Below are 14813 nucleotides of genomic sequence, written 5' to 3'. Positions count from 1 at the left end.
CGCCGCCGCTCCCGGTGGGAACGGCGGCCCTCATATTAAGCGAACTTGCGTTTTTCGCCCGCACCGAACAGATTGCTGTGGCAACGGCCGCACAGGGTAGGGTGGTCCGCATGCGCGCCGACGTCGGCGCGATAGTGCCAGCAACGCTCGCACTTCTCGGCCGTGGAGGCGCTCACCTCGACCGCTTCATCCGCTTCGCTTTCCACCTGCACCGCCTTGGCGGCGGAGGTGATGAAGACGAACTTGAGGTCGTCGTCCAGGCTGGCCAGCAGCTGGTACTTCTCGCCGGCGGCCTTGATGGTCAGTTCCGCCTGCAGCGAGGAGCCGATCGCGCCCGAGGTGCGCACGTCTTCCAGCTGCTTGGTGACGTCGGTGCGGACCGCGCGCAGGGCCGTGTACTTGGCCAGCAGCGCCGCCGCGTCGGCCGCTTCCGGCAGCGTCCACCAGGTTTGCGTGAAGATGGTTTCGTCGCTGGCCTTGTAGGCCTCTTCGCCGGCGAAGATGGCCCATGCCTCTTCCGCCGTGAACGACAGCGCCGGCGCCATCACGCGCAGCAGGCTTTGCGTGATGTGCCACAGCGCGGTCTGCGCCGAGCGGCGTGCAGGCGAGGTGACGGCGCTGGTGTACAGGCGGTCCTTGAGCACGTCCAGGTAGAAGCCGCCCAGGTCTTCCGAGCAGAAGTTCTGCAGCTTGGAGTAGATCGGCTGGAACTCATACTGCAGGTAGTGCTCGGCGATTTCGGCCTGCAGCGCCGCCATGTTGGCGACGGCGTAGCGGTCGATTTCCAGCATGTCGTCGATCGCCACCGCGTCCTTGGCGGCGTCGAAGTCCGACAGGTTGGCCAGCAGGAAGCGCAGCGTGTTGCGGATGCGGCGATAGGCTTCGGTGACGCGCTTGAGGATCTCGTCGGAGATCGACAGCTCGCCGGTATAGTCGGTGGTGGCCACCCACAGGCGCAGCATGTCGGCGCCCAGCTTGTTCCAGACGTCCTGCGGGGCGACGGTGTTGCCGACCGATTTGGACATCTTCTTGCCTTCGCCGTCGACCACGAAGCCGTGGGTCAGCAGCGCCTTGTAGGGCGGCGCGCCGTTCAGCATCGAGGACGTCAGCAGCGACGAGTGGAACCAGCCGCGGTGCTGGTCCGAGCCTTCGAGATACAGGTCGGCCGGGAAAGCCGATTGTTCTTTATGCGAGCCGCGCAGCACGGTCTGGTGGGTCGAGCCGGAGTCGAACCAGACGTCCAGCGTGTCCTTGTTCTTTTCGTAGCTTGCCGCTTCGTCGCCGAGCAGGTCTTTCAGGTCCAGCGCCAGCCAGGCGTCGATGCCGCTCTTTTCGATCAGTTTGGCCACCTGTTCCAGCAGTTCCGGGGTGCGCGGATGCAGCGCGCCGGTTTCCTTGTGGACGATGAAGGCCATCGGCACGCCCCATTGGCGCTGGCGCGACAGGGTCCAGTCGGGACGGTTGGCGATCATGCCGTGCAGGCGCGCCTTGCCCCAGTCCGGGAAGAACTTGGTCTCGTCGATGCCTTTGAGCGCGGTTTCGCGCAGCGTGTGGCCGCCGTCCTTGGGCTTGACATCCATGCCGGCGAACCACTGCGAGGTGGCGCGGTAGATGATCGGCGTCTTGTGGCGCCAGCAGTGCATGTAGCTGTGGTCGAACATCTTCACTTCGAACAGCGCGCCCGCTTCCTTGAGCGCGTTGCAGATCGGCTTGGAGGCTTCCCAGATCGTCATGCCGCCGAACAGCGGCAGCGTCGACGCGTATTTGCCGTCGCCCATGACCGGGGTCAGGATGTTCTCGTCCTTCATGCCATGCGCGCGGCAGGAGATAAAGTCGTCCAGGCCGTAGGCTGGCGCCGAGTGCACCACGCCGGTGCCGCTTTCGGTGGTCACGTATTCGGCCAGGTACATCGGCGACAGGCGGTCGAAGAAGGCGTCCGAGGCGTGCAGCGGGTGGCGGAAGCTGATGCCGGCCAGCGCCGCGCCGTGGCAGGTGGCGATGGTGGTGCCTTCGAGCTTGTAGCGCGCCAGGCAGGCTTCGACCAGGTCCTGCGCCAGGATCAGCAGCAAGGGCTGGCCGTCACGCTCGGTCTGCACCAGCGAGTAGATCACTTCGGCGTTGACGTTCAGCGCCTGGTTGGACGGGATGGTCCAAGGGGTGGTGGTCCAGATGACGATGAAGCCGTTCTCGGTCGGCAGCTTAGCGAGGCTGAAGGCCGTGGCCAGCTTGTCGAATTCGGCGAACTTGAAGCCGACATCGATGGCCGGATCGCGCTTGTCCTGGTATTCCACTTCCGCTTCCGCCAAGGCGGACTGGCAATCGAAGCACCAGTTGACCGGCTTCAGGCCGCGGTAGACGTAGCCTTTTTCCAGCAGCTGTCCGAGGGCGCGCAGTTCGTCGGCCTCGTTCGAGTAGTTCATGGTCAGGTAAGGGTTCTGCCATTCGCCCAGCACGCCCAGGCGGATGAAGTCCTTGCGCTGGCGGTCGACCTGCTCCAGCGCGTAGGCACGGGCCTTGGTCAGCACTTCGGCGGTCGGCAGGTTCTTGCCGTACTGTTTTTCGATCTGGATCTCGATCGGCATGCCGTGGCAATCCCAGCCCGGCACGTAGGGCGCGTCGTAGCCGGCCAGGCCGCGGGCCTTGACCACCATGTCCTTGAGGATCTTGTTGACGGCGTGGCCGATGTGGATGTCGCCGTTGGCGTACGGAGGACCGTCGTGCAGGATGAATTTCGGACGGCCTGCGGCGGCTTTGCGCACGCGCTCGTAGATCTTCTTGTCCTGCCATTCCTTGACCCAGTTCGGCTCACGCTTGGCCATGTCGCCGCGCATCGGGAACGGGGTTTCGGTCATATTGACCGGGTATTTGCTTTCAGGCTTCTTTGCAGATTTGTTATCGGACATGGTTATCTTCAGTGATTTTTATTCGGGGAGTTCGGTGTAGCCGGCGCGCGTAGCTGGTCGCGCGGCTAAATTCGGTCGGTGGCGGTGGTGGCGCCGTCGCGCTCTTGCATGCGCTGGGCGAAATACTCGCGGGCGATGATGGCGTCGCGGTCGATGGCGGCCGTCAGCGTCGGCAGGTCGACGTATTTTTCCTCGTCGCGTATCTTGTGCAGGAACTCGACGCGCACCTGTTTGCCGTAGCAGTTCTGGGCGAAGTCGAACACGTGCACCTCCAGCAGCACGCGGCCGCTGTCGTCGACGGTCGGGCGCACGCCCAGGCTGGCGACGGCCGCCAGCGGCTGTTCGGCCAGGCCGTGTACCTGCACGATGAAGATGCCGGACAACGCGGGACGGTGCGGCACGCGCAGGTTCAGCGTGGGGAAGCCCAGGGTGCGGCCCAGTTTCTGGCCGTGGATCACATGGCCAGAAATCGCGTAGGGATGGCCCAGCAGCGCCTCGGCATGCGCGAAGTCGCCCTCGGCCAGCGCGGCGCGCACGGCGGAGGAGGAGATGCGGTTGCTGCCGTTCATCACGGTCGGCAGGGTCTCGACGTGGAAGCCGTAGTGCTGGCCCGCTTCCAGCAGCATCTGGACGTTGCCGGCGCGGCGGGCGCCGTAGCAGAAGTCGTCGCCGACCATCAGCCACTTGACGTGCAGGCCTTCGACCAGCACTTTTTCAGTGAATTCCCGCGGCGTGAGCGCGGCGAACGGCGCCGAGAAGTGCTCGACGATGACGCGGTCGATGCCGTTGTCGGACAGCGATTGCAGCTTGTCGCGCAGGTTGGCGATGCGCGGCGGCGCCTTCGACAGGTCGCCGGCCTTGTGCGCGAAAAATTCGCGCGGATGGGGTTCAAAGGTCATCACGGCGGCTTCCAGCCCGAGGCCGGTGGCGGCGGCGCGCACGCGGCCGAGCAATGCCTGGTGGCCAAGGTGGACACCGTCAAAGTTGCCTATCGTGAGCGCGCAGGGCGCGCGCGCCGCTGCATTGGGTAGACCTCGAAATACCTTCATGGGAATCTGGGGGGAAACTGTCGCTAAATGGAGGATTATACGGTTTGTTTGCGGTAGCCGACAGTTATCGAAAGGAATGCGGGGATAAAGCATAAAAAAAAGCGCTGTCCGGCGCGGGGCCGGACAGCGCTTGCGCGCATCAAAACCGCCGGATTACATCGGGTGGTTGATGTTCAGCGTCCAGTAGCGGGCCAGTTCGGCGGTGCCGTCCTTGCCTTTGACCGTTTTCAGGGTGGACAGCGCGGCAGGCTTCTTGCCGGCGTTGAACTGGGCGATACCCTGGTGCAGCTTGACGGCGTCAGGATTTTTCGCGGTGCCCATCTTCACAGCCTGGTCCAGCAGCGCCAGGCCCTTGTCGGCCTTGCCGGCGGTCACCAGCGCGTAGCCCATATTGGCCAGCGTGTCGGCGTCCTTGTTCTTGACGGCTTCCGCTTCCAGCGCGGCTTGCTTGGTGTCGAACTCGGTCTGGGTCTTGACGGCCAGGTCTTTCAGGCGCTGGTGGCGGGCGGCGTCGGAGCCGGTGCCCAGCGCGCCTTTTTTGTAGCCCTGGTCGATGATCTTGGTCGCTTCGGCGGGGTTGCCCGCTTGCAGCGCCAGCTGGGACATTTCCATGTACTCGCCCGGCTTGGTCAGCAGGCCGTTGGCCAGGCGCAGGCGCAGCACGTCCAGCGACAGCGACGAGGCGAAGCCAGGCTTGCCCGACACGCGGTTCAGCAGGTCGGCCCAGTAGCTGGTCTTCGGATAGGAACCGGCCAGTTTTTCCAGGGTCTGGACGTAGCCTTCCTTGTCGTTCTGCTTGAGCTGGATATTGGCCAGCATTTGCAGCGACGCTTCCGAATTGGCTTTGGACGATTGCAGTTCCTTGGCGGCTTCCGAGTATTTGCCGCTGATGTAGTAGGTCTGGATCAGCAGTTCATGCATCTGGCCGTCGTTCGGATTGTCTTTCAGCGAGCGCTGGATCCAGGTGATGGCTTTTGGATAGTCCTTGGCGCGGTAGTAGATGCCGGCCAGGGCCTGGGTGAATTTCGGTTGTTCGGCAGGCGACAGCTTGCCGGAGTTGATCACGGCTTCGAAGGCCTTGGCGGCGGCGTCGTTATCGCCAGCGGCAGCTGCGGCCGAAGCGCGGGTGCGTTCGATCAGATAGGATTCGTGGGGCGATTTGCCACCGACAGCATCGGCTTCCTTGAGTTTGGCCAGTGCTTCTTTGTTCTTGCCTGCCGCAGCCAGTTTCTGTGCTTCTTGCAATGGTTTGCCGATTTCAGCGCGCACCGCGTCGGCCGCGTAGGCAACCGAGGAGAGACCTGCCAGAGGAGCTGCTGCTGTGAAACCAATAGCGGCCATTACCAGGCCGAGATGAGCGAGACGAAACTTGGTCATGGGTAAGTTTTCTTTCTTCAAAATGCGAAATAGGCAGGAACGGTCCTGCCTATCGTTGAACATAGAACTGATTATTGGAACTGTTCGTTGCCGACCAGGCCAATCTTGGTCACGCCCAGACGCTGGGCCGCAGCCATCACGCCTGCCACGACTTTATACGATACCAGCTTGTTCGGACGCAGATGCACTTCCGGCTGGTCAGCTTGCGCTGCGACATCGGTCAGTTTCGCTTCCAGGGTGCCGCGGTCAGCAACGACAGCGTTATCCCACAGAATCGTACCGTCGAAGTCGACGTCAATCGTGATCACCACAGGTTCCTTCACAGGCGGAGGCGGGGTGCCGACCGGCATGTTCAGGTTGACCGAGTGGTTGGCCTTCGGAATCGTAATGATCATCATGATAATCAGCACCAACATCACATCGATGAGGGGCGTCATGTTCATTTCCATCATTGGTTCCGGATCCGCGCCACCGCTTGGGGAGCCGACATTCATACTCATGGTGTTTCCTTTTAAGAAGGGCAGGCCCGGATTCCAGGCCTGCGATGCACTATTCGGGGATTAACCCTTATCAGGCGGTTCGGTGATGAAGCCGACCTTCTGAATACCAGCGCGCTGGGTAGTGTAAATAACCTTGCCGATCGCTTCGTAACGAGTTTCTTGGTCGCCACGAACATGCACTTCTGGCTGAGGCAACTTCACTGCTTCCACCTTCAGAAAATCGAACAACTCATTCGCGTCGCGCATTTTCTTCTGATTCCAGTAGATGTCGCCATCCTTGCTTACAACGATGTTGACATCTTCCGGTTTGGTCTGGATAACCTGGTTGGCTTCTTCTGGCAGCTTGATCTTGATCAGATTCAGAACAACCGGGCTCGTGATCAGGAAGATAATCAGCAGAACCAACATGATGTCCACCAGGGGCGTCGTGTTGATTTCTGACATGACTTGATCTTCTTCTCCGCTATCGGAGCCTACGGACATCGACATGATTAATTATCCAATCTTTTTAGCGCCGGCGGCACGGCCAGCTTCGCTGGTGGACATGGCGCCCGAGATCAGTACCGAGTGCACGTCAGCGGAGAACGAACGGACGTCTTCCATGGCCGACTTGTTACGACGCACCAGCCAGTTGTAACCCAGAACGGCAGGAACCGCGACGAACAGACCGAAAGCGGTCATGATCAGCGCTTCACCCACTGGACCTGCAACCTTGTCGATCGATGCGTTACCCGACATGCCGATGGCGATCAGTGCATTGTAAATACCCCAAACGGTACCGAACAGACCGATGAACGGTGCGGTCGAACCAACGGTTGCCAGGAACGACAGGCCGTCTTGCAGACGCGATTGAACTTTGTCAACAGCGCGCTGGATCGACATGGTCACCCAGGTCGACAGGTCGATTTGTTCCAGCAGGGCGCCGTCGTGGTGCACGGTAGCCTTGGTGCCGGTTTCAGCGATGAAGCGGAATGGCGAGCCGTCTTTCAGGGCTGCCGAACCAGCAGCGATCGACGATGCCTTCCAGAACTTGGCCGAGGTTTCTTTCGACTGCTTGAAGATTTTCATCTGGTCGATCAGCTTGGTGATGATGATGTACCACGAACCCATGGACATCAGCGACAGGATGATCAGGGTGCCGCGCGATACGAAACCACCGTTCCAGACAGCTTCGAAGCCGTAAGGATTGTCCACTTCTTCTTTGCCGCCCTTGGCAGCTGGAGCTTCTGCTGCTGGTGCAGGTGCGGCTGCCGCATCCGCTGCTGGAGCGGCTGCTGGTGCCGAAGCGGCGGCCGAGGCTGGCGCGTCAGCGAAAGCTGGGGCGCTTACCAGGGCGGTGGCTGCGGTCACGGAAAACAGCACAGCGGCCAGTACAGCGGACAAACGGGTATTCTTAAACATGCTTCCTCCAAATTGATAAAATAATCAGATCGCTGAACGTAATGACAACGAAAATTACTAAGTGAGACGATACTGCCGCCTCGGTTTTACTCCAGCGTCCAGACGTATTGCATCTGCATCCACGCTTCCGTCGGTTTCCCGTCGGTCAGACCCGGTTTGAATCGGCATTTGCCGATACCGTTAACCGCAGCCTTGTCCAAGTCCCTAAAACCACTGGATTTGACGATCTTGGAATCAGCGACGTGGCCGTCGACCCCAATCAAGAACGATAACGTGACCGTACCGGTTTCTTCGTTACGCAGGGAGGATTTTGGCCACTCCGGTTTCGCGCAGGTGCTGAAGTCAGCTACAGCAGCTACGTTTACCGATTTAGCCGGTCCCGGTGGCGCTGCCGGTGGTGCTGGTGGCGCTTTTTGCAGTTCGTTCGTCGCAGGCTTGACGTTGGTCGCATTCGCGATCGTGTTTTGCGGCGGCGGTGGCTGCTGCACATTCACCTCGACTGGCGGGATGAATGGCGGTGGTGGCGCTTTCATCTCTGGCGGAGGTGGCGGCGGTGGGAGTTCTTTCGGTGGAGGAGGTTTGACCTCCTCAATGATCTTGGTCTCCACTGGTGCGATCATCTTGCTCACCAGACGTTTACCCAAGCCCGTCACGATCCCATAAGCAACCAGGAGGTGCAACAAAACGACAATGGTAATGCCTGTAAAGTTCTTCCCGGTGCTTTTCTCGTTGTGCGTGAAATTCATGCCTGCTTTCTCCAATACCAACTCTTTTTGTTGCTACTAAACCCCAAAATGGCGACACAAAACAACAGCCGCATCCGGGACGTCGGCGAATTATACATACGAATTCTTGATTTTACATAGAATTTTCATCCCTAAAACCGGTTAAATTTCATAGGGTTTTCCTATGTGATAGCGCTCTCTTTGCACCGTTCTAGCTCAATTTGCAAGCTTCTCCGGCGCAATTTTGGGGCGGAACGCACCACGACATTACTTAGTTTTCCCTTAAGCCCAAAAACGGAATTTTATGCGCGTAATTTTACTACATGCAGTTGATAATTTGGCCGTAAAAGTTTCTTTTGCGAAATTCTTGCGGGAAACACCTAGCCGCCAGGTGACGAAAGCTGTTGACTTCTGTCCGGCGGCATGCCTTTGCTAAAAAAACCGGGGCCAGAGCGCTGCCTCTGACCCCGATTTATCCCTTGCAAGAGCCGTGCCCGGGATCGGAAAAAGCTCTATATATATGTCGGTCAACTTCCGCGCGCCCGTTTCTCGCGTTTGACCTCCAGCGTACTGACGATCTCGCCGCTCGGACCCACGGTTTCCAGGTGCACGTCGAAGCCCCACAGCCGCGCCACGTGCTTGAGCACCTCGCCGGCCTGCTGGTTCAGCGGCCGCCGCTGGAACTGCGTATGGCGCAGGGTCAGCGCGCGGTCGTCGCGGGTGTTGACCGACCACACCTGGATATTCGGTTCCCGGTTGCCCAGGTTGTACTGCTCGGCCAGCTGCTGGCGGACGTAGCGGTATCCGAGATCGTCGTGTATGGCGGAGATTGCCAGCTTTTCGTTATTGTCGTCGTCCAGTACAGCAAAGAAATGAAATTCGCGTATCAGCTTGGGCGACAGGTACTGGGCGATGAAGCTTTCGTCCTTGAAATTACGCATCGCGAAGTCCAGCGTCTTGCGCCAGTCGCTGCCGGCGATGTCGGGGAACCATTCGCGGTCCTCGTCGGTCGGATGCTCGCAGATGCGGCGGATGTCGGTCATCATGGCGAAGCCCAGCGCATAGGGATTGATGCCGCTGTAATACGGGCTGTTGACCGGCGGCTGGTAGACCACGTTGGTGTGGCTCTTCAAAAACTCCATCATGAAGCCGTCGCCCACCACGCCCTCGTCGTACAACTGGTTGAGGATGGTGTAGTGCCAGAAGGTGGCCCAGCCCTCGTTCATCACCTGGGTCTGGCGCTGCGGGTAGAAGTACTGCGAAATCTTGCGCACGATGCGCACCATCTCGCGCTGCCACGGTTCCAGCAGCGGCGCATACTTCTCGATGAAGTACAGCAGGTTCTCTTCCGGCTCGGGCGGGAAGCGCGGCGCGGCTTTTTCCTCTTCCTCTTCCTCGCGCCGGGGCAGGGTGCGCCACAGGTCGTTGATCTGCGACTGCACATAGGCTTCGCGTTCCTTCTGCCGCGCGCGCTCTTCCATCATCGACAGCTTGGCCGGTCGCTTGTAGCGGTCGACGCCGTAGTTCTGGATCGCGTGGCAGGAATCGAGCAGCAGCTCGACCGCGTCGATGCCGTGGCGCTGCTCGCACTCGGCGATGTAGTTCTTGGCGAACACCATGTAGTCGACGATGGCGTCGGCGTCGGTCCAGGTGCGGAACAGGTAGTTGCCTTTGAAGAAAGAGTTGTGGCCGTAGGCCGCGTGCGCGATCACCAGCGCCTGCATGGTCAGGCTATTCTCCTCCATCAGGTAGGCGATGCAGGGATTGGAGTTGATGACGATTTCGTAGGCCAGGCCCATCTGGCCGCGCTTGTAGCCTTTTTCGGTCGACAGGAAATGCTTGCCGAACGACCAGTGGTTGTACGACACCGGCATGCCGACCGAGGTGTAGGCGTCCATCATCTGCTCGGCGGTGATGATCTCCAGTTGATTCGGATACGTATCGAGCCCGAAGGCTTCGGCGACGCGGCGGATTTCCTGGTGGGCCTGCTCGATCAGTTCAAACGTCCACTCGGACTGTTCGGGCAGGGCGCGCGGATGGCGCGGCTTGGGGGCTGGGGCATGCGTCATGTCGTTCATTATTTCGGCCCGCCTATTTAGGCTGTTTCTTGAACAGTTCGCGGAACACCGGATAGATATCGGCCGGCGTGACTATTTTTTGCATGGCGAAATGCGGATGGTGGTCGGGGATCTGCGAGTATTGCTCCCACAGGTTTTGCGGCGGCCCGTCGGTGATCTCGACGTAGGTGTAGTACTGCACCTTGGGCATGATGGTGTTGACCAGCAGTTGCCGGCACAGCACCGAATCGTTGTCCCAGTTGTCGCCGTCGGAAGCCTGGGCGACGTAGCTGTTCCAGCTGCCGGCGCCGTAGCGTTCATCGATGATCTTGTCGAGCAGGTGCAGCGCCGACGACACCACGGTGCCGCCCGATTCGCGCGAGTGGAAGAATTCCTCCTCGTTGACCTCGGCCGCGGCCGTGTGGTGGCGGATGAACACCACCTCGATCTTGTCGTAGGCGCGCTTGAGGAACAGGTACAGCAGGATGAAGAAGCGCTTGGCCGTGTCCTTGCGGGTTTCGTCCATCGAGCCGGAGACGTCCATGACGCAGAACATCACGGCCTGCGTCATCGGCTTGGGCACCTTGATGCGGTTGCTGTAGCGCAGGTCGAACGGGTCGATGAAGGGGATGGCCAGCAGCCGCGTGTGCAGATGGTGGATCAGTCTTTTCAGCTCCACCACGCGCGGCGCGTCCAGCGGTTCGCCGTCCAGCAGCAGTTCCTCCAGCTCGCGCTCGGCTTCGATCACGCGCTTGCGCGAACTGCCGCCGACCGCGATGCGCCGTCCCAATGCGCCACGCAGGGAACGCAGCACATGGATGTTGGACGGCGTGCCCGACATATTGTAGCCGGCGCGCTGGTTCTTGAATTCGGTGGTGGCGGTCAGCTGGGTCTTGACCAGGTTGGGCAGCTCCAGATCCTCGAAGAAGTAGTTCATGAATTCTTCGCGCGACAGCTCGAAGATGAAATCGTCCTCGGTCATCTGGTCGCTGTTGCCGGCCTTGCCCCGGCCGGCGCCGCCGCCGCCCTTGGGCCGGTTGATCAGGTCGCCCTTGAGGTATTCCTGGTTGCCGGGGTTGATGGTTTCCCACACGCCGCCATGGGCATGGCCGAACGAGGGCTCGCCCACGTCCTTGACCGGGATGGAAACTTTTTCGCCGTTCTCAATGTCGGTGATGGAGCGGCCTTTGATGGCACGTCCCACCGCGTCCTTGATCTGGGACTTGTAGCGCCGCAAGAAGCGCTCGCGGTTGACCGCAGACTTGTTCTTGCCCTGCAAACGTCGGTCGATGAGGTAAGTCAAAAGATGCCTCCTGCTGCAATTGGTCGGCGCCGCGCCGCCTCGCTTTACGCGGGCGGCGCGCAATCCTGCTTAAGACGACTTCCTCACACGCAAATACCATTCGCACAGCAGCCGCACCTGCTTGGCCGTATAGCCCTTCTCGACCATGCGGGCGACGAAGTCGGCGTGCTTGTTGGCGTCTTCGGCGCTGGCCTTGGCGTTGAACGAAATCACCGGCAGCAGTTCCTCGGTGTTGGAGAACATCTTCTTCTCGATCACGGTGCGGAACTTCTCGTAGCTGGTCCAGGCCGGATTCTTGCCGCCGTTGTTGGCGCGGGCACGCAGGCCGAAGTTGACGATCTCGTTGCGGAAGTCCTTGGGATTGGAGATCCCGGCCGGCTTCTCGATCTTCTCCAGCTCGTTGTTCAGCGACTCGCGGTCGAAGCTCTCGCCGGTGTCCGGATCGCGGTATTCCTGATCCTGGATCCAGAAGTCGGCAAAGGTCACGTAGCGGTCGAAGATGTTCTGGCCGTATTCCGAATACGATTCCAGGTAGGCGGTCTGGATTTCCTTGCCGATAAACTCCACGTACTTCTGCGCCAGGTGTTCCTTGATATACGAGAAGTACTTCTGTTCGGTTTCAGGCGGGAACTGTTCGCGCTCGACCTGCTGCTCCAGCACATACAACAGGTGCACCGGATTGGCCGCCACTTCGGTGTTGTCGAAGTTGAACACCTTGGACAGGATCTTGAAGGCGAAGCGCGTCGACAGTCCGTTCATGCCCTCGTCGACGCCCGCGTAGTCGACATACTCGTGCATCGACTTGGCCTTCGGGTCGGTGTCCTTGAGGTTTTCGCCATCGTAGACCAGCATCTTGCTGAAGATGCTGGAGTTCTCCGGGTCCTTCAGACGCGACAGGATCGCGAACTGCGCCATCATCTTCAGGGTTCCGGGCGCGCACGGGGCCTGGTACAGCGAAGAGTTGGCCACCAGCTTGTCGTAGATCTTGATCTCGTCGGTCACGCGCAGGCAGTACGGCACTTTGACGATATAGATACGATCCAGGAAAGCCTCGTTGTTGCGGTTGTTCTTGAAGGTCTTCCACTCCGACTCGTTCGAGTGCGCCAGGATGATGCCGTCGAACGGGATCGCGCCGAAGCCCTCGGTGCCCTTGTAGTTGCCTTCCTGCGTGGCGGTCAGCAGCGGGTGCAGCACCTTGATCGGCGCCTTGAACATCTCGACGAATTCCATCAGGCCCTGGTTGGCCAGGCACAGGCCGCCCGAGTAGCTGTAGGCGTCCGGATCGTCCTGCGAATAATCTTCCAGCTTGCGGATGTCGACCTTGCCGACCAGCGAGGAAATATCCTGGTTGTTCTCGTCGCCCGGCTCGGTCTTGGAGATGGCGACCTGCTTGAGCACCGAGGGGTAGCGCTTGACCACGCGGAACTGGTTGATGTCGCCGTTGAACTCGTGCAGGCGCTTGACCGCCCACGGGCTCGGGATGTTGCGCAGATAGCGGCGCGGGATGCCGTAATCCTCTTCCAGGATCACGCCGTCCTCTTCCTCGTTGAACAGGCCGAGCGGCGATTCGTTGACCGGCGAGCCCTTCAGGCAATAGAAGGGCACGTGCTCCATCAGCGACTTGAGCTTCTCGGCGATCGACGACTTGCCGCCGCCCACCGGGCCCAGCAGATACAGGATCTGCTTGCGTTCCTCCAGCCCCTGCGCGGCGTGGCGGAAGTAGGAGACCACTTGCTCGATCACTTCCTCGGTGCCGTAAAACTCGCGGAATGCCGGATAAATCTTGATGACCTTGTTCGCGAAGATGCGTGACAGCCGGGTGTCGTTGCGGGTATCGACCAACGTCGGTTCGCCAATGGCGGCCAGCATGCGCTCGGGTGCGCTGGCGTAGGTGAGTCGATCTTTTTTGCAAAGGTCGAGATACTCCTTCATGGACATCTCTTCTTCTTTGGTCCGTTCGTACCGTGCGGCGTAGTTGTCAAAAATGGTCATTTGGATGTCCTTTAATGTAAACCTGCTTGTCACGGGCCACCGGCAGTTCGCCTGCCCTGGCCCTGGTCCGTGCATACCCCTTTTCGATATTATTCTTCTTATGTCCAGCTTCTTTGAGTGGCACGGATTGCCCGTGCCGGTGAGCTGGCTTTATGGCCGGTTGGCGGCTTTTATGTGTTGGTCGTAACGCTTCTTACGTCTATGAAATTGATTATTGCGCTATTGGTGCCGGAAGTCAAAAGATATGTCGTAATATCGTTAATACTCTATCGTAACTTGTTGATTTATAAGATTAATTTTCAGAAATTTTGTGTATTTTTCGTGGGTTTTCGGGCGTTTTTTCGCGCTGCTTTATGCCACAGTATCACGCCTGTCGGCGCTGTGCTGATCGTGCCTCAAACAGATAAATTTTGCCGCAACTTGGCCGCCGCTGTCGCACTCTCGCAGCATGCGCTAAGATGCGATGATCCAGCTCACTGTCACAGGAAATAAGAATAATGTTGAACGAACAATTGCGCACGGTCGTGCAGCAGATGCCCAAAGCCGAACTGCACATCCACATCGAAGGCTCGTTGGAGCCCGAGCTGATTTTCGCGCTGGCCCAGCGCAACCAGGTCAAGCTGGCTTACGGTTCGGTGGAAGAGCTGCGCGCCGCCTATGCGTTCACCGACCTGCAATCCTTCCTCGATATCTACTACGCCGGCGCCAGCGTGCTGCTGCAGGAGCAGGACTTCTACGACATGACCGCCGCCTACCTCAAGCGCGCCGAGCAGGACAATGTGCGCCACACCGAGATCTTCTTCGATCCGCAGACGCACACCGCGCGCGGCGTGCCGATCAAGACCGTGATCGACGGCATCCACCGCGCCTGCCAGGACAGCCCGGTCAGCGCCACGCTGATCCTGAGTTTCCTGCGCCACCTGTCGGAAGAAGACGCCTTCGCCACGCTGGAAGAGGCGCTGCCTTACCGCGACAAGTACATGGGCATCGGGCTCGATTCGTCGGAGGTCGGCAATCCGCCGGAGAAGTTCGCGCGCGTGTTCGCCAAATGCCGCGAGCTGGGCTTCCACCTGGTCGCGCACGCGGGCGAGGAAGGCCCGCCGGCGTATATCGAAACCGCGCTCGACGTGCTGAAGGTCGAGCGCATCGACCACGGCGTGCGCTGCCTGGAAGACGCGGCGCTGACCGGGCGCCTGGCGCGCGAGCGGATCGCGCTGACGGTGTGTCCGCTGTCGAACGTCAAGCTGTGCGTGTTCGAGCGCATGGAGCAGCACAACCTGCTGCAGCTGCTGGACGCCGGCATCGTCGCCACCGTGAACTCGGACGATCCAGCCTACTTCGGCGGCTACATGAACGCCAACTTCGTCGCCACCTTCGAGGCCTTGCCGCTGGGCTTGTCCCACGCGCAGCGCCTGGCGCGCAACAGCTTCTCGGCGGCCTTCCTGCCGGCGCAGCAAAAGCAGAAGTTCCTCGATGAAGTCGACGCGTATTTCGCCGCACTCTAGA

General features: G+C 60.0%; 11 protein-coding genes. 1 reads left to right on the top strand and 10 read right to left on the bottom strand.

What is annotated here, in order from left to right:
• Window positions 1-35: 35 nt before the first annotated feature.
• From ileS to KVP70_RS10285, 10 genes are all read right to left on the bottom strand, one after another.
• Complete coding sequence (gene ileS / locus KVP70_RS10330; RefSeq protein ID WP_217942069.1) at window positions 36-2903, bottom strand: isoleucine--tRNA ligase; 2868 nt, start codon at window positions 2901-2903, stop codon at window positions 36-38.
• Between the two features lie 65 nt (window positions 2904-2968).
• Window positions 2969-3952: a bifunctional riboflavin kinase/FAD synthetase gene (locus tag KVP70_RS10325; RefSeq protein WP_217942068.1), complete on the bottom strand. Its 984-nt coding sequence runs from the start codon at window positions 3950-3952 to the stop codon at window positions 2969-2971.
• Between the two features lie 153 nt (window positions 3953-4105).
• A complete protein-coding gene (locus KVP70_RS10320) occupies window positions 4106-5329 on the bottom strand; it encodes a tetratricopeptide repeat protein (protein WP_229224722.1) in 1224 nt (407 codons plus the stop codon).
• Between the two features lie 71 nt (window positions 5330-5400).
• Window positions 5401-5829 (bottom strand): ExbD/TolR family protein, encoded by a 429-nt coding sequence (locus tag KVP70_RS10315; protein WP_199538474.1) that lies wholly within the window; start codon window positions 5827-5829, stop codon window positions 5401-5403.
• Window positions 5830-5889: 60 nt separating this feature from the next.
• Complete coding sequence (locus KVP70_RS10310) at window positions 5890-6318, bottom strand: ExbD/TolR family protein (RefSeq protein ID WP_217942067.1); 429 nt, start codon at window positions 6316-6318, stop codon at window positions 5890-5892.
• Window positions 6319-6324: 6 nt separating this feature from the next.
• The gene (locus tag KVP70_RS10305) at window positions 6325-7230 is read right to left on the bottom strand and encodes a MotA/TolQ/ExbB proton channel family protein (RefSeq protein WP_199538690.1); all 906 of its coding nucleotides are present in this window, start codon (window positions 7228-7230) and stop codon (window positions 6325-6327) included.
• Between the two features lie 86 nt (window positions 7231-7316).
• Complete coding sequence (locus tag KVP70_RS10300) at window positions 7317-7976, bottom strand: energy transducer TonB (protein WP_116990442.1); 660 nt, start codon at window positions 7974-7976, stop codon at window positions 7317-7319.
• A 506-nt stretch (window positions 7977-8482) separates the two neighbouring features.
• Window positions 8483-10033 (bottom strand): SpoVR family protein, encoded by a 1551-nt coding sequence (locus KVP70_RS10295; RefSeq protein ID WP_217942066.1) that lies wholly within the window; start codon window positions 10031-10033, stop codon window positions 8483-8485.
• Between the two features lie 13 nt (window positions 10034-10046).
• Window positions 10047-11315, bottom strand: a complete 1269-nt coding sequence (locus tag KVP70_RS10290) for a YeaH/YhbH family protein (protein WP_217942065.1) — start codon at window positions 11313-11315, stop codon at window positions 10047-10049.
• Window positions 11316-11384: 69 nt separating this feature from the next.
• Window positions 11385-13307 (bottom strand): PrkA family serine protein kinase, encoded by a 1923-nt coding sequence (locus KVP70_RS10285; RefSeq protein WP_020701570.1) that lies wholly within the window; start codon window positions 13305-13307, stop codon window positions 11385-11387.
• A 497-nt stretch (window positions 13308-13804) separates the two neighbouring features.
• Here KVP70_RS10285 and KVP70_RS10280 point away from each other — a divergent pair, with 497 nt between their 5' ends.
• On the top strand, window positions 13805-14812 hold the full coding sequence (locus tag KVP70_RS10280) for an adenosine deaminase (protein ID WP_217942064.1): 1008 nt from the start codon (window positions 13805-13807) through the stop codon (window positions 14810-14812).
• Window position 14813 lies beyond the last annotated feature (1 nt).

This window comes from Duganella violaceipulchra (genome assembly GCF_019166075.1).
Classification (GTDB): Bacteria; Pseudomonadota; Gammaproteobacteria; order Burkholderiales; family Burkholderiaceae_D; genus Rugamonas; species Rugamonas violaceipulchra.
This window is presented reverse-complemented; position numbering and strand designations above follow the sequence as displayed.

Coding starts and splice junctions, on each gene's coding strand:
- KVP70_RS10320 (WP_229224722.1), bottom strand. CDS start 5,329: ATGACCAAGTTTCGTCTCGCTCATCTCGGCCTGGTAATGGCCGCTATT.
- KVP70_RS10310 (WP_217942067.1), bottom strand. CDS start 6,318: ATGTCGATGTCCGTAGGCTCCGATAGCGGAGAAGAAGATCAAGTCATG.
- ileS (WP_217942069.1), bottom strand. CDS start 2,903: ATGTCCGATAACAAATCTGCAAAGAAGCCTGAAAGCAAATACCCGGTC.
- KVP70_RS10315 (WP_199538474.1), bottom strand. CDS start 5,829: ATGAGTATGAATGTCGGCTCCCCAAGCGGTGGCGCGGATCCGGAACCA.
- KVP70_RS10295 (WP_217942066.1), bottom strand. CDS start 10,033: ATGAACGACATGACGCATGCCCCAGCCCCCAAGCCGCGCCATCCGCGC.
- KVP70_RS10305 (WP_199538690.1), bottom strand. CDS start 7,230: ATGTTTAAGAATACCCGTTTGTCCGCTGTACTGGCCGCTGTGCTGTTT.
- KVP70_RS10325 (WP_217942068.1), bottom strand. CDS start 3,952: ATGAAGGTATTTCGAGGTCTACCCAATGCAGCGGCGCGCGCGCCCTGC.
- KVP70_RS10280 (WP_217942064.1), top strand. CDS start 13,805: ATGTTGAACGAACAATTGCGCACGGTCGTGCAGCAGATGCCCAAAGCC.
- KVP70_RS10300 (WP_116990442.1), bottom strand. CDS start 7,976: ATGAATTTCACGCACAACGAGAAAAGCACCGGGAAGAACTTTACAGGC.
- KVP70_RS10285 (WP_020701570.1), bottom strand. CDS start 13,307: ATGACCATTTTTGACAACTACGCCGCACGGTACGAACGGACCAAAGAA.